This is a genomic window from Peribacillus acanthi (assembly GCF_003073175.1).
Classification (GTDB): domain Bacteria; phylum Bacillota; class Bacilli; order Bacillales; family DSM-1321; genus Bacillus_BN; species Bacillus_BN acanthi.
In genome coordinates this window covers 255717-278342 of record NZ_QBBX01000003.1, presented here as the reverse complement: position 1 = coordinate 278342, position 22626 = coordinate 255717, and the positions used below count along the sequence as shown (strand labels likewise).

Annotated in this window: 23 protein-coding genes and 1 other annotated feature; of the genes, 1 reads left to right on the top strand and 22 read right to left on the bottom strand. The window is 37.1% G+C overall.

The window, feature by feature from the left end; genetic code table 11:
• From DBX25_RS04695 to rpsU, 19 genes are all read right to left on the bottom strand, one after another.
• Nucleotides 1–957: IS1182 family transposase (locus DBX25_RS04695; protein ID WP_108669617.1), on the bottom strand; the 957-nt coding region annotated here is incomplete at its 3' end.
• Between the two features lie 266 nt (nt 958–1223).
• Nucleotides 1224–2027 (bottom strand): pyruvate, water dikinase regulatory protein, encoded by an 804-nt coding sequence (locus DBX25_RS04690; RefSeq protein WP_108669616.1) that lies wholly within the window; start codon nt 2025–2027, stop codon nt 1224–1226.
• A gap of 21 nt (nt 2028–2048) precedes the next feature.
• Nucleotides 2049–2687 (bottom strand): transcriptional regulator CcpN, encoded by a 639-nt coding sequence (ccpN, locus tag DBX25_RS04685; protein WP_108669615.1) that lies wholly within the window; start codon nt 2685–2687, stop codon nt 2049–2051.
• 343 nt (nt 2688–3030) lie between these two features.
• The gene (glyS, locus tag DBX25_RS04680; RefSeq protein ID WP_108669614.1) at nt 3031–5103 is read right to left on the bottom strand and encodes a glycine--tRNA ligase subunit beta; all 2073 of its coding nucleotides are present in this window, start codon (nt 5101–5103) and stop codon (nt 3031–3033) included.
• On the bottom strand, nt 5096–5986 hold the full coding sequence (glyQ, locus tag DBX25_RS04675; protein ID WP_108669613.1) for a glycine--tRNA ligase subunit alpha: 891 nt from the start codon (nt 5984–5986) through the stop codon (nt 5096–5098). The genes glyS and glyQ overlap by 8 nt, the downstream gene beginning before the upstream one ends.
• A gap of 196 nt (nt 5987–6182) precedes the next feature.
• Nucleotides 6183–6367, bottom strand: a binding site (T-box leader).
• Nucleotides 6368–6431: 64 nt separating this feature from the next.
• Complete coding sequence (gene recO / locus DBX25_RS04670) at nt 6432–7184, bottom strand: DNA repair protein RecO (RefSeq protein WP_108669612.1); 753 nt, start codon at nt 7182–7184, stop codon at nt 6432–6434.
• Nucleotides 7185–7219: 35 nt separating this feature from the next.
• The gene (locus DBX25_RS04665) at nt 7220–7363 is read right to left on the bottom strand and encodes a YqzL family protein (protein ID WP_108669611.1); all 144 of its coding nucleotides are present in this window, start codon (nt 7361–7363) and stop codon (nt 7220–7222) included.
• A 155-nt stretch (nt 7364–7518) separates the two neighbouring features.
• Nucleotides 7519–8427: a GTPase Era gene (gene era / locus DBX25_RS04660; protein ID WP_108669610.1), complete on the bottom strand. Its 909-nt coding sequence runs from the start codon at nt 8425–8427 to the stop codon at nt 7519–7521.
• A gap of 200 nt (nt 8428–8627) precedes the next feature.
• The gene (locus DBX25_RS04655) at nt 8628–9011 is read right to left on the bottom strand and encodes a diacylglycerol kinase family protein (RefSeq protein WP_108669631.1); all 384 of its coding nucleotides are present in this window, start codon (nt 9009–9011) and stop codon (nt 8628–8630) included.
• Complete coding sequence (ybeY, locus tag DBX25_RS04650) at nt 8995–9465, bottom strand: rRNA maturation RNase YbeY (protein WP_108669609.1); 471 nt, start codon at nt 9463–9465, stop codon at nt 8995–8997. Before ybeY ends, DBX25_RS04655 begins: the two co-directional genes overlap by 17 nt.
• Nucleotides 9465–11675: an HD family phosphohydrolase gene (locus DBX25_RS04645; protein ID WP_108669608.1), complete on the bottom strand. Its 2211-nt coding sequence runs from the start codon at nt 11673–11675 to the stop codon at nt 9465–9467. Before DBX25_RS04645 ends, ybeY begins: the two co-directional genes overlap by 1 nt.
• 198 nt (nt 11676–11873) lie before the next feature.
• Entirely contained in the window at nt 11874–12836 is a 963-nt protein-coding gene (locus DBX25_RS04640; RefSeq protein ID WP_108669607.1) for a PhoH family protein, read from the bottom strand.
• Nucleotides 12837–12839: 3 nt separating this feature from the next.
• Complete coding sequence (gene yqfD, locus DBX25_RS04635) at nt 12840–14027, bottom strand: sporulation protein YqfD (protein WP_108669606.1); 1188 nt, start codon at nt 14025–14027, stop codon at nt 12840–12842.
• 14 nt (nt 14028–14041) lie between these two features.
• Complete coding sequence (gene yqfC / locus DBX25_RS04630) at nt 14042–14326, bottom strand: sporulation protein YqfC (RefSeq protein ID WP_108669605.1); 285 nt, start codon at nt 14324–14326, stop codon at nt 14042–14044.
• A gap of 80 nt (nt 14327–14406) precedes the next feature.
• Entirely contained in the window at nt 14407–14868 is a 462-nt protein-coding gene (locus DBX25_RS04625) for a hypothetical protein (RefSeq protein ID WP_108669604.1), read from the bottom strand.
• Nucleotides 14869–14911: 43 nt separating this feature from the next.
• Complete coding sequence (gene floA, locus DBX25_RS04620; protein ID WP_108669603.1) at nt 14912–15904, bottom strand: flotillin-like protein FloA; 993 nt, start codon at nt 15902–15904, stop codon at nt 14912–14914.
• 14 nt (nt 15905–15918) lie between these two features.
• Entirely contained in the window at nt 15919–17232 is a 1314-nt protein-coding gene (locus DBX25_RS04615) for an NfeD family protein (RefSeq protein WP_420812912.1), read from the bottom strand.
• A 149-nt stretch (nt 17233–17381) separates the two neighbouring features.
• On the bottom strand, nt 17382–17828 hold the full coding sequence (locus tag DBX25_RS04610; protein WP_108669601.1) for a GatB/YqeY domain-containing protein: 447 nt from the start codon (nt 17826–17828) through the stop codon (nt 17382–17384).
• A 14-nt stretch (nt 17829–17842) separates the two neighbouring features.
• Complete coding sequence (gene rpsU, locus DBX25_RS04605) at nt 17843–18016, bottom strand: 30S ribosomal protein S21 (protein ID WP_009333009.1); 174 nt, start codon at nt 18014–18016, stop codon at nt 17843–17845.
• A gap of 222 nt (nt 18017–18238) precedes the next feature.
• Between rpsU and DBX25_RS04600 the strand changes: the two genes are divergently transcribed.
• Nucleotides 18239–19168 (top strand): Na/Pi symporter, encoded by a 930-nt coding sequence (locus DBX25_RS04600; RefSeq protein WP_240620153.1) that lies wholly within the window; start codon nt 18239–18241, stop codon nt 19166–19168.
• 295 nt (nt 19169–19463) lie between these two features.
• Here DBX25_RS04600 and mtaB read toward each other — a convergent pair whose 3' ends face one another.
• The 3 genes from mtaB to prmA form a co-directional block, all read right to left on the bottom strand.
• Nucleotides 19464–20807, bottom strand: coding sequence for a tRNA (N(6)-L-threonylcarbamoyladenosine(37)-C(2))-methylthiotransferase MtaB (gene mtaB, locus DBX25_RS04595; protein ID WP_108669599.1), 1344 nt, complete (start codon nt 20805–20807; stop codon nt 19464–19466).
• A 5-nt stretch (nt 20808–20812) separates the two neighbouring features.
• Nucleotides 20813–21565: a 16S rRNA (uracil(1498)-N(3))-methyltransferase gene (locus tag DBX25_RS04590; protein ID WP_108669598.1), complete on the bottom strand. Its 753-nt coding sequence runs from the start codon at nt 21563–21565 to the stop codon at nt 20813–20815.
• Nucleotides 21566–21681: 116 nt separating this feature from the next.
• Entirely contained in the window at nt 21682–22623 is a 942-nt protein-coding gene (gene prmA / locus DBX25_RS04585; RefSeq protein WP_108669597.1) for a 50S ribosomal protein L11 methyltransferase, read from the bottom strand.
• Nucleotides 22624–22626: the final 3 nt, after the last annotated feature.

The window sequence follows — 22626 nt, the reverse complement described above, 5'->3', positions numbered from 1 at the left end:
ATAATACTCATCATACACATAATCATTCTTTCGGAAGAAACCATCTTTAGTTTTTGGACGAGTGTAAGGAAGGACAGGTAACATTTGATTTTCTAATAAAAAGTTCGCAATCGCTGGCGTTTTATAAGCTGCATCAGCAGCGACTGCAAGTGGCTTCTTTACTTCTTCTATTACCTTCTCTACTAGTGGTTGTAACAGATGACTATCGTGTACATTTCCCGGAGTTACTATCGTGCCTAATACAAATCCTTTTTCATCTGTGGTTGCATGGAACGAATACGCAAACTGTTTGGTTCGTTCATCTTTCACATAGTAGCCACTTTCAGGGTCTGTCGTACTTTCCTTAATTTCTTTCCATTCTTCTTTTTCCAATTTTTCAGGAGGAAATGGCTTTTTCCCGTGTTCTTCGCGATCTAAATTGAGTTCCAATTGAAGTTTCTCTTCATAGGCGCGAGTTTCCTTACGAACAACTTTCTTATCATACTTGCGTTTATTAGCACTGGCTTTTACATGTGTGGAATCTAAGAAGATATGGTCAGCAGACAACAATCCTTTATCCATAATCTCCTTCAAAATATAATAGAAGATATCCTCGAACACATCGGTATCGTGAAAACGACGCTCATAATTTTTACCGAAGGTAGAGAAGTGAGGGACTTCTGTGTAGAAACCAAATCCTAGAAACCATCGATAGGCCATGTTTGTTTCAATTTCTTTTATGGTTTGGTGCATAGAACGTATGCCAAATATGTATTGGATGAATACCATTTTAAACAAGACTACTGGATTAATACTTGGACGACCGAGCCCAGAATACAGGTTTTCAACCAATGGATAGATAAAGGTAAAATCAATCGCTGCCTCAATTTTTCGTACTAAATGGTCATTAGGCACAAGTTGATCAATCGCCAACATTTCTAATTGTTCTCGTTCATTTGATTGGGTTCTTGTCATCATTTTGTACGTCACCTCTTCTATTTTAACCGGTTACTAGTTGATTGGAGTGGAGGGCGACGACTCCTGCGGGAGTAGTGTGAAGCTTGAGACCCCGCAAGGAGCATTGCGACTGAGGAGGCTCAAGTCACACCCCGCGGAAAGCGTTCGCCCGGAACGGAAATCAACGGATTATCTAGTATATAAATTATTTTAATTGAAAAAAGACTGTAGACAAACTCTTAATTCTTAGAGTTTGTCTACAGTCTGAAGCACCTAAGTGCTTTTTTTTATTTTTTTTGTATAAGGTTTATGATCGTGTTAGCAGTTTCTTCGACTGCTTTGTTTGTCACATCGATTACTGGACATTTCAACCTTCCAATAATACCCTCAAAATAATTTAGTTCCTCTTTAATTCTTTCCATATTAGCATAAATTGCATGATCACCTAAACCTAGAGATTTTAGACGTTCTTTTCTAATATGATTCAGTTTCTCAGGCATGATTTTCAATCCGATGCATTTTTCAGGTGGAACTAGAAAAAGTTCTTCTGGCGGTTCAACTTCAGGTACAAGAGGAACATTCGCTACTTTGTACCTTTTATGAGCTAAATATTGGGACAATGGAGTCTTTGATGTACGTGAAACGCCTACAAGGACAATATCAGCCCTTAATATTCCACGTGGGTCACGACCATCATCGTACTTTACTGCGAACTCAATCGCTTCAACTCTCTTGAAATAATCATCATCCAATTTACGAACTAGGCCTGGCTCATGAACTGGTGTTAGGTTAAATCTTTGTTGAAGTGTATCCATAAGTGGACCAATAATATCAAATGCAAAGATATTCTCTTTGTCAGCTTGCATTTTCATATATTCTCTAATTACAGGCCTAACCAGCGTATACGCTATGAGTGCCTTATTTAGCTTTGCTAGTGAGATAACTTCGTCAACATTGGCTTCGTCTTCGACATAAGGAATTCTTCTAATGGAAAAATCAGAGCCAATGAATTGGCTAATAGCTGCTTTTGTGACAAGTTCGGCCGTTTCACCGACTGAATCGGAAACAACATAAATTATAGGTGAATCCATATGATATACTCCCCCAAATCTTTACAGATCCTCTGTAGCTAATGCAACAAAAGCTTTCGTAATATTTGTTTTAGTAATTCTGCCTGTAACTTCATAACCTTTTTCAACTTTTTTCACGACAGGCAATGCATCGATTTGCTTTTCAATCAACTTTTTTGCTACGTCGATCATCAAATCATCTTTTTCACACATGGCTATGTTTGGCATACGAGTCATTATTATATTGACTGGTATACTAGAAAGTTCTTGTTTACCAATACTAGCTCTTAATAAATCCTTTCTTGAAAGGACGCCTACAAGATAAGACTGTTGATCTACAACAAATAATGTTCCCACATCTTCTAAAAACATCATGCATATAGCATCATAGACTGAAATGCTATCATTGATTACAACTGGGATTGATTGATAATCCCTGACGTGAATATTTTTTAGGTTGTCTGTTAATAATTGAGTCCCAGATTTTCCAGAATAGAAATATCCCACTCTAGGTCTTGCATCTAAATAACCTGCCATTGTAAGAATTGCCAAATCAGGTCTCAGGGTAGCCCTTGTTAAATTTAATTGATCGGCGATCGCTTCACCTGTTATTGGACCTTGGTCTTTAACGATTTGTAGGATTAACTCCTGTCTCTTGTTCAGTTCGATAATATTCACCACCCAACTACACATTGCATAATTACGTCATACTATATATGAATATTATAACCTTTTTATGAGTTGCTGCAAATTTATCTTTTAATAAGCTACTCTGTTTAAAACCAATTTTGAGTTTCCCAAAATACTTCTCTTTTTTAACGGACCGAACCACTCACCTAATTCTCATGTCCCATCGCAATTTTCCAGGTGGATTCAATTTCTTGGAATGTTGCAGAATTTTCCGTCTCAACTACTGTATGGGTGGCAGAAATTAGCCTATGTATTTTACAAACTTAAGAGGTAAATATAAAGAGGTGAAAAGGTAGAGATATATTTCATCACTCCTTTTTCACCTCTTAATTACCTACGCTGTCAAAACCTTATTCATTGCTGCGAAACTAGAAATAGTTAAGCTCATTACATGCATAACGGATAGACGGTTATTACGTAGTTCCTCATTTTCTGCCATTACCATCGTATGCTCAAAGTAATTCTCAATAGGTTCCTTTAGAGTCAATAGAAGTTGGTATTTTACTTCTTCACTATCAGCAGAATAGTATTGATTTTTCACAACTTCGAAAGCTTGGTACAATCCCTTTTCATATTCATTTTCGAATAACTCAGGATTTACATCTGTAGGAACAGTTCTTTTCACTGCGATGTTCATTACCCTACTTAGAGCTTCCATGCATCCTTTAAATTCTGGGTCATTTTTTTTCTTTTCCAATACTTGTGCTCTTTCTACAAGAGTGTGAATTTGGCCTATTTCATTTTCTAGCACCGCATCAATCAAGTCATAACGAATGCCTTTTTCATTCAATAAGTGCTTAACCCTAGCTTTAAAGAATGTAACAAGATTTTCATAAACCTCTGTTAGGTCAGTCTTTAAGAGTCCACTTTCCTCAACCAAACCTAAGCTCAGCTTAAGCAGTTGCTCAATTGTAAGGGACCAACGTTTCTCTAAAAGAATTTGAACAATACCACTAGCTTGCCTACGCAATGCATAAGGATCTTGAGATCCAGTTGGGATAATGCCTATTGCAAAGCAAGAAACAATAGTGTCCATTTTCTCTGCAATACTTACAAGCGCACCAATAGTACTACTAGGGATAGCATCTTCAGCATGTCGTGGCATGTAATGTTCATTAATTGCAACAGCTACTGCCTCTTCTTCCCCTTTCATACGTGCATAACGTTCACCCATATATCCTTGTAATTCAGGGAATTCGTATACCATATTCGTCACTAAATCGAATTTACTAATTTGAGCTGTACGATCGGTTAATTTCAATTCAGCTTCAGAAATATTCTGAGCTCTACCTATTTGAGCAGAAAGAGTTCTTACACGTTCTACTTTTTGAGAAATCGTCCCAATCTCCTCATGGTAGACAATGGTTTCAAGTTTCTTTAAAGACGATTCGATACTTGTTTTTTGGTCTTCACGGTAGAAGAATGAAGCGTCTGCTAAACGAGCGCGTAGAACTTTTTCGTTTCCTTTAGCTACAATTTGTAATCCTTTATCATTTCCATTTCGTACTGTCACGAAATGCGGAAGGAGTTTCCCTTCTTTGTCTTTTACAGGGAAATAGCGTTGATGTTCCTTCATGGAAGTAATTAAGACACGATCGGGTAACTCTAGGAATTCCTCTTCGAAAGAACCAAATAGGGCCGTTGGATATTCTACTAAGTTATTTACCTCTTCCAACAAGTCTTCATCTACAGGAATTGTCCATCCGTTTTCTTTTTCCAAAGCTTGTAGTTGAGAAACTATCATGTTCTTTCTAATTTCCGCGTCAACGATTACAAATTGCTCTTCAAGTTGTTGTTCATAAGAAGTTGGAGCATCCACTACAATCGTATTACCAAGGAATCGATGACCATTTGTTACTTTCCCTGATTCCACTGTAGTAATGGACATTGGAATAATATCTTGACCAAATATAGCAACAATCCACTTGATTGGTCTTACATAGCGCATATCTTGATTTGCCCAACGCATGTTTTTCGGGAATGTCAATCCAGTAATAATTTCCTTCAATTCCGGAAGTAATTCAACCACTTGTTGACCTTTAGTAAATTTCATAACATGTGCATATTCAACACCGTTAATTTCTTTAAAGAAAATATCTTCGACTGATACTCCTTGCCCTCTTGTAAATCCGATAGCAGCTTTTGACCAGTTCCCCTCACTATCCAGGGCAATTTTTTTCGCTGGACCTTTTGCCTCTTCTGTAATATCTTCTTGAGTTTCTACGACATCTTTAATTAATAATGCCAATCGGCGAGGAGTAGAGTATTTCTTTACAGATTGAATTGAAATCTTTTTTTCTGTTAGCCAATTCTCCACCTTTGTGGCAAATTGATTAATTGAAGCTGTTACTACCTTTGCAGGCATTTCTTCCAAACCGATTTCAATCAACAAATCACGATTACTCATTAGTACCCTCTCCCTTCTTGTTTAAGATTGGGAAGCCAAGCTTCTCTCTCTCATCATAAAATGTCTTTGCAACTTTACGTGCAAGGTTACGACATCTTGCAATATAACCCGTTCTTTCTGTTACAGAAATGGCACCTTTTGCATCAAGTAAATTGAATGTATGGGAACACTTTAATACATAATCATAGGCTGGATGAACTAAACCCTCTTCCATTTGTCTATGTGCTTCTTTTTCATAGATAGAGAACAGTGAGAAAAGCATCTCCGTATCTGATGTTTCAAAGGTGTACTTTGAATGTTCATACTCTGGCTGACCAAAAATATCTCGAACTGTAAAACCGTTAGTCCATTCCAAATCGAATACATTTTCTTTATCTTGTATATAAGATGCAAGTCTCTCGATACCATAGGTGATCTCAACAGATACTGGTTTACACTCCAAGCCACCTACTTGTTGGAAATAGGTAAATTGAGTGATTTCCATTCCATCCAACCATACTTCCCAACCAAGTCCCGCGCATCCTAGAGATGGATTCTCCCAGTTATCTTCTACGAAACGGATATCATGCTCTAAAGGATTGATGCCAAGTGCTCGTAAGGAATCTAAATATATTTCCTGAATGTTATCAGGGGAAGGTTTCATAATCACTTGGAATTGATGGTGTTGATATAGACGATTTGGATTCTCTCCATATCGACCATCCGCCGGCCGTCTTGATGGCTCTACGTAAGCAACATTCCAAGGTTCTGGCCCAATGGCTCTAAGGAATGTATAAGGACTCATTGTCCCTGCACCTTTTTCAGTGTCATATGCTTGCATTAGGATACAACCATGTTCAGACCAATGCTTTTGCAATGTTAATATCATGTTTTGAATATTCATAAAGCACCTCCAAAATTTTATCGCGTAGGGGCGGAATTTTCACTATAAGAAAACTTGATAGGCAAGAACCATTTTGCACTTATACTTTAGTACTAAAATTAGTTAAAATTAGTCACTTCGCCAATTTACTTCTTAGCTACCACTTTATTTTTTCTTAAAGAATAAAACAAAAAACTCCCATCCCTATGCCTTAAAGCATAGGGACGAGAGTTTACCCGCGGTTCCACCCTATTTGCCGTCATTGGACGACCTCTTTTTGCCTAAATAATAGGCTTCATTTGCTCCGGAATGCCCTTCCCTGACGCTCTATACCCTGGCTTACACCATCCCAGGTTCGCTTTTATAGAAATGACAGGTACTCCTTTCCTTCGTCGCAACTATTTTAATAATATGCATTTTATACAACCACTTGATGATTGTCAACAGCGACCATAAATTTTAAAAATTAAAAAAACCCCTTTAGTTGGTCCATTTGTTTTAAAAATTTTTTAGACTTTAACTGAACACCAGCATATTCATCATAGTAAGTATCCAAAATCGTCCTGATTTGTGATTTCGTCTCATCTTTCAATGAGATATTCCCTAAACGATTCAAATCGAAATAATAAAACAAACGCAGTAATCTAACGACTTGTTGAGATATTTTTTTATGGTAAGGATCTTTTTCTAAACATCTATGGCAGAGAAAACCGCCTTCCTTGATGGAAAACGAAAATTCACCTTCTGTTGAACCACATGCGGCACAATAATCTAAAATCGGTTTTAATCCGAATAATGGCAGGAGTTTCATTTCAAAGATAAAAGCCAAAATCTCCGCGTCATATCCTTCGTCTATGTAATGCAGTGTTTGATACAATAATTCAAACAAAAATGGGTTAGGCTTTTTATCATCCGTTGCCTTATCTAATAGTTCAACTACAAATGAAGCATAGGCAGTTGCCACAATATCTTCTCGAATATGTCGGAACGAATCAATGGATTCACCCTGATTTAAGCTACCTAACCCTGTTGAGGACTGAAACAGAAAATATCCATAGTAAAATAATTGAGTGACAGAAGAGAGTCTGCTGCTTGGCTTATTTGCCCCTCTTGCCATCACTCCTACTTTCCCTAATTCTCTTGTATAGATGGTAATAATTTTATTATTTTCTCCATAGTCTGTCCGGCGAATGACGATGCCTTCACATTTTTGTAACAAGACAAGCCACCTTCCATGCAGCCTGATCATCTTAATTAGGAGATTGGAAAATCCACTTCTGCTAGCTCTTCTTGAATCAAATCGGGTCCGTCTTGTCTCTCCACTTGTAGCTCTTTAAACAGTAAATAGGTGTCAATGTTACCCGTCTGCGAAAAAACCTTCCAAGTAAAATCTAACATGTTAAGCCCACCTTTCGTGTAAAACTAGCATGTAAATCCCAAACCTTAAGATTATCTTGACCGATGTTATAGTTTTTCATGAGAAACAAATTTGGTAAAAAAGCCAAGTTTCAAGAATGGTACTTCCATGTACACACGAACTGCAATGAACAATATTAATATTCGTCTTCCCTAAAGCCATAATCTCTTAATTGGGACATTTTGTTGCGCCAATCCTTCTGAACCTTAACCCATAGTTCCAAATAAACCTTTGATCCTAATAATTGTTCAATGTCCTTCCGAGCACGCTGGCCAATTTCCTTGAGCATCTTCCCTTGCTTTCCAATGACTATTCCTTTTTGTGAATCACGTTCGATTACAATCGTAGCCATCACGTGAATTTTTTCATTTTCATCTTTTTTTATCGATTCTATGGCAACTGCAATCGAATGAGGAACTTCCTCTCTCGTTAGGTGAAGAGCCTTCTCACGTATTAACTCTGAAATAATGAATCGTTCTGGATGATCAGTCACTTGATCGGCCGGATAATATTGTGGACCTTCAGGTAACAAATCTTTAATTTGAGTCAACAGTGTCTCTACGTTATTGCCTTCTAGTGCTGATATTGGTACAACTGCTTGGAAGTCGAAATGCTCCTTATACTTTTCAATAAGCGGTAATAAAGCATCAGGATGAACTTGATCTATTTTATTAATAACTAAATAAACTGGTGTTTTGACTTCCTTTAATTTCTCAATAATGAATTCATCCCCACGTCCCCAACCTTCTTGTGCGTTTACCATGAAGAGGATTAAATCTACTCCTTTTAAGGTATTGGTTGCGACCTTCATCATGAATTCACCAAGCTTATGCTTCGGTTTGTGAATCCCTGGAGTGTCAATAAATATCATTTGAGCGTCATTTACGGTTAATACCCCTTGAACTTTATTCCTAGTCGTTTGTGGTTTATCACTCATTATAGCGATTTTTTGACCGATAACCCTATTTAGAAAAGTTGATTTCCCTACATTAGGGCGTCCAATGATTGATATGAATCCTGATTTATAGCCTTGTTTAGTTGTCATGTAATCCTCCGGTGATATTGGTCATGATATTATTTAAGTTCTTTGCATCATCTTTAATTTAAGTAGACCATAGAGGATGTAAACATATTTTACATTAATCCCCTTGTCTAATGTAGAATGTAGCAAAAGTGTAATCTTTTTGTCAGAATTTTCTAACATTAAAATTGAATGATCTATGGTGTTTTTAAAAATGGACTGTTTTATAAATATTGATAAATTTTAGGTAAGAAAATGATACAGCCTACAATGACCGAATAAAGCGCATAAATAAGCACGGCTCCTGCTGCCACATCTTTGGCTATTTTTGCTAGTGGATGTTTTTCTTCAGTTACTAAATCCACTGTATTTTCAATGGCCGTATTGACTAGTTCTAATGATAAAGTACCTCCGATTGCTGAAAAAATGAATAGCCACTCTATGTAAGATAAAGGAAGCATACAGCCTAATATTATTGTTACAGCAGCAACAAAAACATGTATTTGCATATTGCGCTCATTTTTAACTGTATGGAAAATGCCGTAAATGGCAAAGCCAAAACTACGAGAAAGTCTATATGGAACGTACTTTTTATCTTTGTAGTCCATAAGCATCCAAAATATCCTTTTGTTTTGAGAACATTTTTTTCTCATCAGCTTCTGTCATATGGTCATAGCCAAGTAAATGTAGGAAACCATGAAGTGCTAAAAATCCAAGTTCCCTTTCGAAAGAATGACCATAATCTTCTGCCTGTTCCTTTGTCCGATCAATAGAAATAATAATATCTCCCAAAACTCTAGGCAGCTCCATTCCAACTATCTGTATTTCATCTTCTCCCATTTCTTCCATAGCGAATGAAATAACATCAGTTGGAGTATCTTTACCACGATACTCTTTGTTAATTTCCCTAATTTGATTATTATCTACAAAAGTAATCGAAATTTCCGTATCAGGTTCAATATTTTCTTTCTCAGCAGCAAATTGTAAAACGCTACTCACTAAGTCAATATCTTTTTCTTGTACAAGATTCGTTTCATCTGTGAAATCTATATTTAATCTCATTATTTATCACCTTCCTTTGGATTGGTTTTATTGAATTCTGGATACTCGATACGTGAGTGAAAAATTCCATTCATCGTTTCGCACAATGATTTTTCGACAATATTCAATTCCTTCATCGTGATATCACATTCATCGAATTGCTCGTCCTTAAGGCGATCTTGAATAATACTTTTCACGAGCTTTTTAATGTTATCAGGAGTAGGCTGTTTTAATGAACGGACTGCCGCTTCTACACTATCTGCAATACCAATAATAGCTGTTTCTTTTGTCTGTGCCTTAGGACCAGGATAACGATATTCTAATTCACTAACATTTTCTCCATCATTAACAGCTTTATGATAAAAGAACTTCAATAAGGTCGTACCATGATGCTGTTCTGCGATATCAATTATTTCCTGCGGCATTTTATGCCGTCTTAACATCTTACCACCATCTATTGCATGTGCAACTATAATATCTTTGCTAGTTGCTGGCGCTAACCGATCATGTGGGTTTTCTATATTCATTTGGTTTTCAATAAAGAACTGAGGTCTTTTCGTTTTTCCGATATCATGATAATAACAGCCAACGCGTGCTAATAATCCATTCGCACCAATAGCCTCACAGGCTGCTTCTGCCAGATTTGCAACCATTACACTATGATGATAGGTACCAGGGGCTTCAGTGAGGATTTTTCTTAACAAAGGATGGTTTGGATTAGACAACTCAATCAATTTAATTGTTGAAATAATCCCAAAACCAGCTTCAAAAAATGGCAACAATCCTATTGTCAATACTGAAGAAACTAGACCCGAAACAAATGCAGCCAATGTATAAAATGCATATTCCATATTACTAAATTGAACATCTATTATAAACAAGATTGAAAAAATGATCATTAAATTAACTAAAGACAGAAGTACCCCCGCCTGTAAGATTTTCGAGCGGAAGTTTCGCGATGACAATAACAATATTCCAGCCAACCCACTTAATAAAACATAAATTCCTATCGTGTAATTCAACTGGCTTGTTGTGCCGACGTTAAAAATGAGTGTCGCATACAAACTCATCACTATCGTAAATGCTGTAGCAAAACGATCACTTAAAAGAATCTTTATCAGCATTGCACCCATAGCCGCAGGGAAAAAGTAGCCTGATTCAATTAAATCATTTTTAGTAAAAAGGCTAAGGGTTTTCATAATAATAATGGCTAACAAAAATACAAGACTAAAAATAAGAAGCTGAGTTGTTTTATTGTTATCTTCATTACCATCAATATAGTTTTGAAAGTAATAATACAGGGCTCCCATTAATAATAAAAGGAAAGAACCTAGGCCGATAAAAGGTAATATTGAATTTTTCTTATCTAACAATCCAGTTAATTCCAGTTGTCTATAAATTTCACGATCAACTAACTGCCCTTGTTCTACGATTACTTGTCCTTGCAAAATTTTTATCGGTTCAACACTTTCAATTGCTTTTTGTCTTGCTATTTCCGTTTTATCTCGGTCTAGGAAATAATTTTGCGTAACAGCGAATCTACCTAATTCTATAGATGCTCTTCGTAAATCGGCATTCAGACTTGTGTATTGCAATTGTTGTTCAACGTTCTTTTTAGCATTCTCTACTTGATCTGCTTGAACCTGTTTGCTCATAACCGTATTTACAGCTGTAAGTGTTATGTCTTGAGCTGTTTGTAATTCAGAAGGAGCAGCTTCAATCATTGACCGATAAACCCAATCAGGTAATGACTTATTAATGTCATCAGTCATTTTTTTCTTCACCGAATTCAACTGTTCATCAGCAGTAGGTATCTTAACATCAGGTAGCTTCGTAGTTTCTTCCGACGCCTGATCGTTTAATTGCTTAATTTTTTCCTGTTGCTCTAAAAGGCTTTCCTTTTCAGATTGAACCTCTTTCACTGCATCGAATATAGAGGTCAGTAAGTCTAAACGGTTTTGTGTAACTTCTCTTTTTAAAACATACTCATCTTCTACACTTTTTAAAATATTCTGTTTCTCCGATTCAGTTTTCTCAATATCTTCGATTGTTTTAGGAGCACGAATAGTTTGAGGAGATGCCTCGAGGAGACGAACATCCACTTTTTCCGGTTTCACATTAGAAAACATTAGAAAAAAAGAGATGAAGCCTAGCATTAAAAATAACAGCATTTGAAAAATCTTGTTTTGAAGTAGGTTTTTCGCTTTCTCAATTAATATCGATAAATCCATTTGGACCTCCCATACTTACAAACCATTGCTTTATTCTATAGGTAGTATGCTTTATGTATTATGTAAAATGATAACAGTTTTTAGGCCAAGTTTCATCCTTTTACAGAAAAGTCTCAAATTAAGCGGTCTTTACAATTTAAGAAACACAAAAAGCCGACTCAAATGATCGTCCTTCCACGACCTTTTGAGTCAGCCTCTTTAATTGTCTATTTTATCATATGCTTGAATGATGCGACCTACTAATGGATGTCTTACTACATCGCTGTGTTCCATATAAATAAAGCGAAGACCATCTACTTCTTTGAGGATTTCCTCGACTGCGACTAAACCAGATTTCACTCCTCGCGGGAGGTCAATTTGTGATTTATCACCTGTAATGACCATTTTCGAACCAAAACCAAGCCTTGTTAAAAACATTTTCATTTGTGCCTGTGTCGTATTTTGTGCCTCGTCCAATATGACAAATGCGTCATCCAATGTTCTCCCCCTCATATAGGCGAGTGGTGCAATTTCGATGATACCTCTTTCAAGTAATCTTGCCGTTTGGTCCAAACCTAAGATATCATGTAACGCATCATATAAAGGACGTAAATATGGATCAACTTTTTCTTTTAAATCACCTGGTAAAAAGCCTAGACTTTCTCCAGCCTCAACAGCCGGTCTTGTAAGAATGATTTTTTTGACTGAACCATTTTTCAATGCATTCACTGCCATGACAACAGCCAAATATGTTTTACCTGTACCCGCTGGGCCAATTCCAAATACTAAATCCTTTTTCTTAATGGCCTGGATATATTGCTTTTGTCCAAGAGTTTTAATGCGTATGCTTTTACCTTTCGCATTCTTGGCAATTTCTTCTTCATATATTTCATGAAAGTACTCTAACGTACCCTTTTTGGATAATTGAATCGCATATGTGACATCTCGGGAACTAATGGCAATTCCCTTTCTTATGACTTGTAGCAAAGCAGCAATAATATTGTATGCTTGCTCAGCTGAAGACAATTCCCCTCCAATAGAAATAGATTCTCCCCTTGTAATGATGGATACGTCCAATTCTTCTTCAAGGACCTTTAAATTTGAGTCTGAGATACCCAATAATGATAGTGCTTCATTTGGGGATTCAAGCTGTAAATTTAACATCTTCTGATCTTCTGTCATTACTCAGTCTCCTTGGATGATGGGTTGCCCAATCGCTATATTTTCGATTACCTGATAATGGATTAATAAATTTACTTTACCATTATCAATGCTTTCGTGCAAAATTTTTTCTCCAATGATTTTAGCATCTGATGGAATGACTTTTGCTAGATCTTGCTTTGCCATACGGATTCCTTGCTTAATCGCTTCATCCTTCTTATATTCCCTCCATACTTCCTCTTTATCTCGAATCACTTTCTTAGAATAGGAAATAGGAAGCTTCCATTTAAGAAATGAAAAGGGTTTGATCGTAACATCTGTTTCAAAATCTGGATAGTCTACTTTTTTAAAGCCCCATACTGGTAATTCAAATCCAAATATCGTAATGTAATGTTTCGTGTTTTCTTTTCCTGAAAAGACGGAGAATTTGCTTTTCAGCGGAACCTCAATACTTGTCTTATACCATGTTTCTCCCAAAACCTCACCTTTTGCCGGTACAATTTCAGGACTTTTCTCATTTCCGTATATACCAGAAACCAACAATTGCCCTTTTTGCACATAATCATTGATTGAAACGACAGCTTGACCCTTTTCCACAAATAATTTGCGAATAATTGCTTTTTTAGATGCTACCAGATGTTGCCTCGATATTTTCGCTTCTTCTTTCGGCTGTTTTTTCTCCACAACTTCGAAATGATAAGTTGTCCCTTTTAACTCCACACCAATCCAAGTAATAGCGCCAATACGGTCAGATAATTTCCTTTGAATCGTTTCAACATCATCTAGAAAAAATTGAATTTTCCCGATTTGGACTCCCATCTTGTCCAATTCTTGCTTAATTTGATATTCAGTTTCAGGTTTGGCTCCCTTGATTTCTATCCCCCAAACCATGTTAGACAATATAAATAGACTAATAAGGAATGCAAAAAAACCAAGGAGAAAACCGCTATTTTTAAAGAGCCTTTTTGTCAAAAAAGGCGCTCCCCTTCGTAGCTTAAATGTTACTTTACAATCGCTTTTTCTTACAATGGCTCGTAGTTTATGGATATGCTTAAGTGAAATGTAGAAAATGACCGTTTCCGTTCCCACCCTTTTCACATTCCAAATCGGTATGCTTTGTCTGACCATTTCATTGATAAACCGCTCTATCCCAATCCCTAGTGCTTTCACTTGTACATATCCTGAAAAAAAGTTTATCCAATGGTTCTTCATGGGCCCCTCCTGAACTACTCATTAATAAATAAAACTGTATCAATTTTCCCTTCCAATAAAATCTCTTCCGGAAGAATCGTCTTGATGACAAATCCATTTCCCTTCACTAGCAGTTGTCCTTGTTTTAACAGCAGTCGAATTTCCTTGTCCGAAAAAGCCAACAAACCCCTATGGTTTTCTATGTAAATATGAATCTGTCCAATCATCGTTATCCTTGGAAGGTCCATCATGACATCCTTAGGAAGGTCTACCGTTTTTTCTACGAGTTGTTTAAATGTTTGCCCCCATTTTCGTGTCATAAAAAAGAACCCCCTTTCATCTCAAATGTATGAAATGAAAAGGGGTTCTAGCACATATTTTTACGTATTAGCAAGAAAAATTACCGATTACGGAAAAATGGTTTCTTTGATCTTGGAGGACCTAAAACTTCCGAAAGAATGATACCCTCGACTAATTTTTTTCTAGAGAAATGTAGTTGAGGTTGGACTTCATTCATTAATGGTGTCTTTAGAAGCTGCTTAGTCGTATGTTCATTCTTAATCATAGTAGGTTCCACATCTAAAGAGAGATCTTCCTTTTTTTCGATTTCTGCTTGTGTTTTTTCTTTTAATTTCTTTAGCACATCTTGATGATAGGAAGACAATTCCTTTTTTGATTCAGCCGGTTTTGGTTGGGCAGGAAAATAGTCTTCGATTGATATCTCTGGTATTTTTGTCGGTCTTGGATTTTTATCTGGTGATTCAGGAGTTGCTTTAAACCTTTTAAACAATGAGCTAATAAACCCTATCAGAATAATGATAATAAATGGATTACTCGTTAATACCTCTATCAAATCTCCCATTTGAAAGAAACCTCCTTCCTTACAAATGTTTCTTTCCAATCATCTATTTCTTATCATTATCGTCTTTAGAAATGTTTCCTATAGAACCTCTCATTTCTGTATCAGCTGAGATGTTCTGGATATTCATATAGTCCATTACACCAATATTTCCAGATTTCAATGCTTCAGCCATGGCTAGAGGTACTTCAGCCTCGGCTTCTACTACTTTTGCTCTCATTTCTTCTACACGGGCACGCATTTCTTGTTCTTGAGCAACAGCCATTGCACGTCTTTCCTCAGCTTTTGCTTGCGCAATTTTTTTATCTGCCTCTGCTTGGTCGGTCTGAAGAATCGCTCCAATATTTTTTCCGATATCAACATCTGCAATATCAATCGACAGAATTTCAAACGCTGTTCCTGCATCTAATCCTTTATTTAAAACAGTTTGAGAAATCATATCTGGATTTTCTAATACCTTTTTGTGGTTAGATGACGAACCAATTGTCGATACAATCCCCTCACCTACACGGGCAACAACTGTTTCCTCACCAGCACCCCCAACTAGGCGCTCAATATTAGCACGAACCGTGATTCTTGCCTTCGCTTTTACTTCAATACCATCCATTGCAACACCAGCAATAAAAGGCGTCTCAATGACTTTAGGATTTACACTCATTTGAACAGCTTCAAGAACATCCCTACCTGCTAGATCAATTGCTGCTGTACGTTCAAAGCTCAATTCAATATTTGCTCGTTGTGCTGCAATTAATGCATTTACTACTCGATCGACATTCCCACCAGCTAGATAATGACTTTCCAATTGGTTTGTTGTCAGTGATAGTCCTGCTTTATGTGCTTTTATCAAAGGGTTAATAACACGGCTAGGAATAACGCGACGTAGCCTCATTCCAATCAAAGTAAAAATGCTTACGCGAACTCCAGCTGCCATAGCAGAAATCCAAAGTGCTACTGGAACAAATGTAAATAACACCGCTAGCAAAATGATTCCTAAAAAAACAGCCACTAATAAAAATACCGTTCCTGGTGCTAAGACCATTTCTATCATCCTTCCTATTCTAATATCCTTACTACTACTCTTGCTCCTTCAGTTTTGAGCACTTTAACCTTACTTCCTTTTTTAATAAAGGAGCCTTCTGTCACAACATCTACCCTCTCCTCATCAAAAAGGACCGTCCCTGAAGGTCTTAAGTCTGTCAATGCTAAGCCTTCTCTGCCAATTAAATCTAGACGATTTTGATTCGATACATAGCCTTGTTCTGTTTTTGTAGCATCGGTTAAAATAATGCGTCTGAGAAATTTCATTTTTTTACCAAACACCTTTACCATTATGATTGATACCATTAAGGATACCACAATAGCAATCAAGATGGATATCGCCATATGGACAATATTTCCACTAGCGAGGAATAAACTACCTAAAACGGCAGTTACCCCAAGTACTCCCCATATCGCCCCGGGAAGAAATAATTCTAATACAATCAACACAATACCTATCGCAAACAGGAGCAAGGCTTCATAACCAGCTAATCCTGCAACCATATGGCCATAAAAGAATAGCAATAATGAAGATAGTCCCATAAAGCCTGGCAAACCAAAACCAGGGGAATATAATTCAACTACTAATCCTAAGCTGCCAATTGTTAATAAAATCGGAACAACCACTGGATGTGTTATAAAGCGAGCTATCTTTTCTGCAAAACTTTCTTCAACACTACGAACTTCTGCATTTTCCAAACCTATTTTTTTCAATAGTTCTTTTTGTGTTGTTACAGTACCTTCGCTGTATCCAATTTCCTCTGCTTGCTCTGCTGTTACCGTTAATAATTTCCCCTTCGCTGCTCCTAGATCAGGTAAATCAATACTTTCATCTGCCATTGCAAGTGCATACTTAGGATCTCTCCCATGCTGTTCTGCTGCCGTTTTCATTGCAGCCAACCAATAGGATTGTGCTTTTTTATCAGCAGTGTTTCCTTCTGAATCAATGATTGCGGCTGAACCCATTGTGGAACCAGGTACCATATAAATTTCGTCAGCGTTCAATGAAATGAATGCTCCAGCTGAAAGCGCTTGGTTATTAACCCATGCCACCGTTTTGATAGGTGAATCTGAAAGTAACTTACCAATTTTGGCAGCTGCATCTACTGCTCCACCAGGAGTGTTGACTTCTAGTATCACAGCATCTGCTCCATTTTCTTGGGCTGTTTCAATTGCTCTCTCTAAAAATGCATATAGACCTTTTTCAACTGTATCTTCCACTGGAACGATATATACAAGATCATTAGAACTATTAGATGTTTGTGGTAGAAAACAAAGAACTATCCCAACTAATAAAGCCACTATGGAAAAGATTTTACGTACCATAATAATACCCCCTCTCTATATTCACTTGATAACTAATTAATATCTAATACTTGTATATACGAATGTAAAGGAAAGAAGTTTCAATTCCAAAAAGAATTATTTTCGCATACTAAAAAGCCGCAAGCATAATGCTTACGGCTTTAAAAGCGAGTTTAAGTAAGATGTTGTTGTACTAATTTGTTAACTAGAGAACCATCCGCTTTACCTTTAACTTTCGGCATAAGCGCTCCCATTACTTTACCCATGTCAGCTTTAGAAGTAGCTCCTACTGCAGCAATTGTCTCTTGTACAATCGCAGAAACTTCTTCCTCTGATAGCTGCTGTGGCATATATACCTCAACGTAATTGATTTCGGTACGGGTTTTTTCAACGAGGTCATCACGACCTGCATTTTGAAACTCTTGGAGGGAGTCTTTGCGTTGTTTTAATTCGCGAGAAAGGACCGTTAACTCTTCGTCAGCTGTCAATTCTTGCTTTTGAAGTTTAATTCCTTCATTTTGAAGGGATGACTTAAGCATTCTAATGACAGATAACTTGTCTTTTTCCTTGTTCTTCATCGCTTGTTTCATATCATCATTTAAACGCTCGAGAAGACTCATATTTCCACCCTCTCTTACCATTTACGTTTTCTAGCTGCTTCTGACTTTTTCTTACGTTTTATGCTTGGTTTTTCATAAAATTCGCGCTTTCTAGCTTCTTGCAGTGTACCCGTTTTAGATACAGAGCGTTTGAAGCGACGAAGAGCATCTTCAAGCGATTCGTTTTTACGAACGACGGTTTTAGACATCTCTTTCCCTCCCTCCGAACACAACACACTAACTCATAGTTGAATCATGATTAAATCATGTACCTATCGATTATAATATATTGATATTTCAAGGTCAACTACTATTCCAAAAATATGAGACAACCAGTCGATTATTTATGTATAGGGTGGAGATATTTTATAAAAATATTCATGAACCTCTTAGCTCGTCCATATGAATGAAGTATGTGACACGCTGGGGTGATGATTTTGAAAGAGCTATTGTTGTTTTGTTTGTTTATTTCAATTTTTTTATTAGGGATGTATTTATTACGTTCAGGCTTGTTTAATTTATCTGGCAAACGAATGAATGATGCATTAAAGACCGTTACCAATAAACCTTGGAAAGGTTTTTTAGCCGGGACTGTAATGACGGGCATTCTACAAAGCAGTACTGCAGTTACAGTAATGACGGTTGGTTTAGTATCAGCCGGAAGTATGGGATTTCAGCAAAGCATTGGCATTATTTTAGGTTCAAATATTGGAACTACTGTCACTGCAGAATTTATGGCTTTCCCTTTAGAAAAAGGGATTGTTCCTGGAGCTATCATTGGAGCAATTCTCATTCTATTTTCCCATTTCCATTTACGTAGTGTTGGGTTTATTATTTTTGGTCTAAGTGCCATTTTCACTGCGATTGAAGGCTTTAAGTCATTAGCTATTCCATTATCATCATACAAATACTTTTCAACCATCATGGAGCAAATGGATCAACATTTAATCATTGCATTAATAGTCGGTGCAATCATAACGGCCATCATCCATTCTAGTTCAGCAACTATAGGGATTTGTATGGGTTTCCTAGCTAGCGGAGATCTCTCTGTTCAATCTTCCATCAGTATTATGTTAGGAGCAAATATCGGGACTTGTATAACAGCTTATCTTGCAAGCATCGGTGCAGGGAAAGAAGCTAAACTTACCTCTTACGCACATATATGGTTGAATTTACTTGGGGCAATAATCTTCTTCCCATTCATCGGACAATTAGAGGCTGCGGCTGCCTTTTTAACCCATGAGAAAGGGGTTCAATTGGCCCATGCTAGCGTCATTTACAATGCGGCTTGCTCCTTAGTCATGTTGCCATTTACAGGATTATTCAGCAGATTCTTAGTGAGGCTTCATGGACGAAAGTAAATCTCTATCTAGATACAGGACCCTACTTAGACATTCAGTATTAATCTTAATGTGCTAATAGGATTGTAAAAAATCGCAATTTCCTTGTAAAAAGTACAAGTTCAAAATAAGAAACAATTATTCCTTAAAAATCACAATATAAATATAAAAAAGATAAATTTCAGTTAAAAAGCGAAAATCCTATATAAAACTCACAAATCTAGTTGAACTACTCATTTTCACCTAGACTAATGAATGTAAGAGCTAATTAAAGTTAAAAAATGCCCAAACCTTGATGGTTTGGGCATTTTTTCTATTAAACAGCGATTACAGGTTCATCTAACACTACTTTAACAAACTGACCTTCATTGTAAGGGTAGCCAGCCTTCGTAATTTTCACCTTGACGATTTCCCCGACCATTTCTTCAGTCGCAGGGAATACTACTTTTAAGTAGTTGTCTGTATATCCAACATAAAGATCATTTTGTTCAGCATCATTGAAGCGTTCTTCTGGAATAACCTCCAGCACTTCACCTTCGAAATTAGATGCATATTCTTTAGCAAGTTGATCAGATAATGCAATTAATCTATGAACGCGTTCATTTTTGATTTCTTCATCCACTTGATCTTCCATACGCGCAGCAGGTGTACCCGTACGCTTTGAATAAGGGAATACGTGCAGCTCAGAAAATTGGTGTTCCTGGATGAAATTAAATGTTTCCATGAATTCTTCTTCAGTTTCTCCAGGGAAACCAACAATAACATCTGAAGTAACCGCAAGTCCTGGGAGTGCTTCTTTCAGACGGTTTAATCTTTCACCGAAAAATTCCATCGTGTATTTACGTCTCATTCTTTTAAGGACAGTATTGGACCCTGACTGTAACGGAATGTGTAAATGTCTAACTACCTTTTTAGAATTGCGTAAAACGTCGATTACTTCATCTGTAATTTGACTAGCCTCGATAGAAGAAATACGGATTCGTTTTAAACCATCTACCTGTTCTTCCAAATCTCTTAATAGCATAGCAAGATTATAATCCTTCATGTCTTCACCATATCCACCTGTATGGATTCCCGTTAGGACAATTTCTTTATATCCTGCTTCAACTAATTGCTGTGCCTGTCTGATTACTTCTTTAGGATCACGTGATCTCATTAAACCACGAGCCCATGGAATAATACAGAACGTACAGAAGTTATTACAGCCTTCTTGAATTTTCAAAGAAGCTCGAGTTCTGTCTGTAAACGCAGGTACATCCAGTTCTTCATAAACTCTAGTCTTCATAATGTTTCCTACACCATTGATTGGTTGGCGATCTTTTCGGAACTCTTCGATAAATCCAAGTAGCTTATTGCGGTCCTGTGTACCTACAACAATATCCACGCCTGGAATTGCCATGATTTCCGCTGGAGATGTTTGTGCATAACAGCCAGTAACACAGATTACCGCATCAGGATTTTTACGAATGGCACGACGAATTACTTGTCGACTTTTTTTATCTCCTGTATTTGTTACGGTACACGTGTTGATGACATAAACATCCGAACTACCTTCAAAATCAACACGATCATAGCCATCTGCTTTAAATAATTGCCAAATGGCTTCCGTTTCATAATGGTTTACTTTACAACCTAATGTATGGAAAGCAACAGTTGCCATATTAATCACCTCAAAAGTTCAAGTTGGTACGAAACAGCTGCTAATGCATATAGGGGAGCTGTTTCTGTTCTCATAATCCTAGGTCCTAACCCACACGCTATGAACCCATTTTTTTCTAATTCATCTATTTCGATAGAGGATAATCCTCCCTCAGGTCCAAAGACAATTAATAAACTGTCACCGTTTTGAGCAGATTGCAAAACCTTGGCGAATGCAGAAACCTCGCCTTGTTTTGCCTGCTCCTCGAATGCTACAACCTTATGTGTAAATTCTTTTGAAAAAGCAATTAAGTCCTTCAATCTCTTGGAATCATGAATCATTGGTAAAAAAGAGCGATGGGACTGTTCTGCAGCTTCCTTTGCAATCTTTTGCAAACGCTCAAGTTTTTTTTGTGATTTTTTCTCATCCCATTTAACTATTGAACGATCAGCATTAAAAGGGACAAACCCACAGGCTCCCAGCTCGGTCCCTTTTTGGACAATGTACTCCAGTTTATCCCCTTTAGGCAAACCGCTCGCAATCACTACCTTAATTGGTAGTTCATTCGTTTCATCTATCCATTCTATAACGTTACATAATACTTGTTCATTGGTAATTTCTTGTATCTCGACTCGACAAGTCTTACCAGCCGTAGTGGTACATAAAATTACGTCTCCTGTAGACATTCTCATTACTTTACTGATGTGTTTCACATCTTCTCCAGAAATGTTTACTTGTCCACTATTAGGGTCAAATTCTTCAATAAAATATCTTTGCACTTTTTGCACCCGCTCCTATGAAAAGTCCACATGTTTAATCATGGTGATATTATACAGGAAGGAAAAAAAAGCGCAAACCCAAACAGCTCATGAATGGTCGTCTGCGCTCATTTTCATTAACCTTTTTTCTTTGCAATAAAAGCAATCCAATCTTCCATAGACAATGTCTCAATAATCTCAAATCCTGATGCTAATAATGCATCCTTCACATCTTGTTTCTTTTGCTGAATAATCCCAGATGTAATGAAATAGCCATTTGACTTTAGGATGTTGGCAGCATCATCAGTAAAACGGACGATGACTTCTGCAAGGATGTTGGCAACGACAACATCCACTTGTTCTTGGACACCATCTAAAAGATTTCCTTGTGAAACGGATACTACCTCATGGACTTTATTCAATTTAACATTCAATTTGGCGGATTTGACAGCAACCTCATCTAAATCTAAAGCTGTGACATTTTTTGATTTTAATAGAGCAGCTGCAATACTTAACACACCAGACCCCGTTCCAACATCAACAACAGTGTCTCCTTCTTTGACGGTTTTCTCGAGAGCTTGAATACACATTACAGTCGTTGGATGTGTGCCAGTTCCAAATGCCATTCCAGGATCTAATTCGATAATTAACTCATCACTATGAACTGGTTCGTACTCTTCCCAAGTAGGCACAATTGTAAACTTTTCAGAGATTTTAACTGGATGATAATACTTCTTCCATGCAGTTGCCCACTCTTCTTCATTCACTTCTGAAATAGTGACAGAATTCAAGCCAAGGTCAATATCATAAATGATCAAATTATTAATTGCCTCTTTGATTTCTTCTACTGTTTCACCTAAAAAGCTCGTCACTGGCAAATAAGCCTTGACGATTACTCCTTCAGTTGGATAATCATTTGGGTTGAGTTGATAGATTTCCCCAAATTGGTCTTGTCTCTCCTTCACCAATTCAGCAGGATCTTCAATCACAACTCCGCTAGCCCCAGCTTCATGAAGGATATTCGAAATAGGTTCAACCGCTTCATTTGTTGTGTGAATCGCAATTTCTGACCATTTCATATT

Bases quoted from the DNA above. Each gene is read 5' to 3' on its own strand.
- DBX25_RS04640 (WP_108669607.1), bottom strand. From the start codon at position 12,836: ATGACAGAAGATCAGAAGATGTTAAATTTACAGCTTGAATCCCCAAAT.
- DBX25_RS04645 (WP_108669608.1), bottom strand. From the start codon at position 11,675: ATGGATTTATCGATATTAATTGAGAAAGCGAAAAACCTACTTCAAAAC.
- DBX25_RS04610 (WP_108669601.1), bottom strand. From the start codon at position 17,828: ATGAGTCTTCTCGAGCGTTTAAATGATGATATGAAACAAGCGATGAAG.
- glyQ (WP_108669613.1), bottom strand. From the start codon at position 5,986: ATGAATATTCAAAACATGATATTAACATTGCAAAAGCATTGGTCTGAA.
- yqfD (WP_108669606.1), bottom strand. From the start codon at position 14,027: ATGAAGAACCATTGGATAAACTTTTTTTCAGGATATGTACAAGTGAAA.
- ybeY (WP_108669609.1), bottom strand. From the start codon at position 9,465: ATGAGATTAAATATAGATTTCACAGATGAAACGAATCTTGTACAAGAA.
- rpsU (WP_009333009.1), bottom strand. From the start codon at position 18,016: ATGTCTAAAACCGTCGTTCGTAAAAACGAATCGCTTGAAGATGCTCTT.
- DBX25_RS04625 (WP_108669604.1), bottom strand. From the start codon at position 14,868: ATGGGAGATTTGATAGAGGTATTAACGAGTAATCCATTTATTATCATT.
- era (WP_108669610.1), bottom strand. From the start codon at position 8,427: ATGACAACTAAACAAGGCTATAAATCAGGATTCATATCAATCATTGGA.
- glyS (WP_108669614.1), bottom strand. From the start codon at position 5,103: ATGAGTAATCGTGATTTGTTGATTGAAATCGGTTTGGAAGAAATGCCT.
- mtaB (WP_108669599.1), bottom strand. From the start codon at position 20,807: ATGGCAACTGTTGCTTTCCATACATTAGGTTGTAAAGTAAACCATTAT.
- DBX25_RS04665 (WP_108669611.1), bottom strand. From the start codon at position 7,363: ATGTTAGATTTTACTTGGAAGGTTTTTTCGCAGACGGGTAACATTGAC.
- DBX25_RS04655 (WP_108669631.1), bottom strand. From the start codon at position 9,011: ATGGACTACAAAGATAAAAAGTACGTTCCATATAGACTTTCTCGTAGT.
- DBX25_RS04600 (WP_240620153.1), top strand. From the start codon at position 18,239: ATGATTTTGAAAGAGCTATTGTTGTTTTGTTTGTTTATTTCAATTTTT.
- DBX25_RS04690 (WP_108669616.1), bottom strand. From the start codon at position 2,027: ATGGATTCACCTATAATTTATGTTGTTTCCGATTCAGTCGGTGAAACG.
- floA (WP_108669603.1), bottom strand. From the start codon at position 15,904: ATGGTCTTAGCACCAGGAACGGTATTTTTATTAGTGGCTGTTTTTTTA.
- yqfC (WP_108669605.1), bottom strand. From the start codon at position 14,326: ATGACACGAAAATGGGGGCAAACATTTAAACAACTCGTAGAAAAAACG.
- prmA (WP_108669597.1), bottom strand. From the start codon at position 22,623: ATGAAATGGTCAGAAATTGCGATTCACACAACAAATGAAGCGGTTGAA.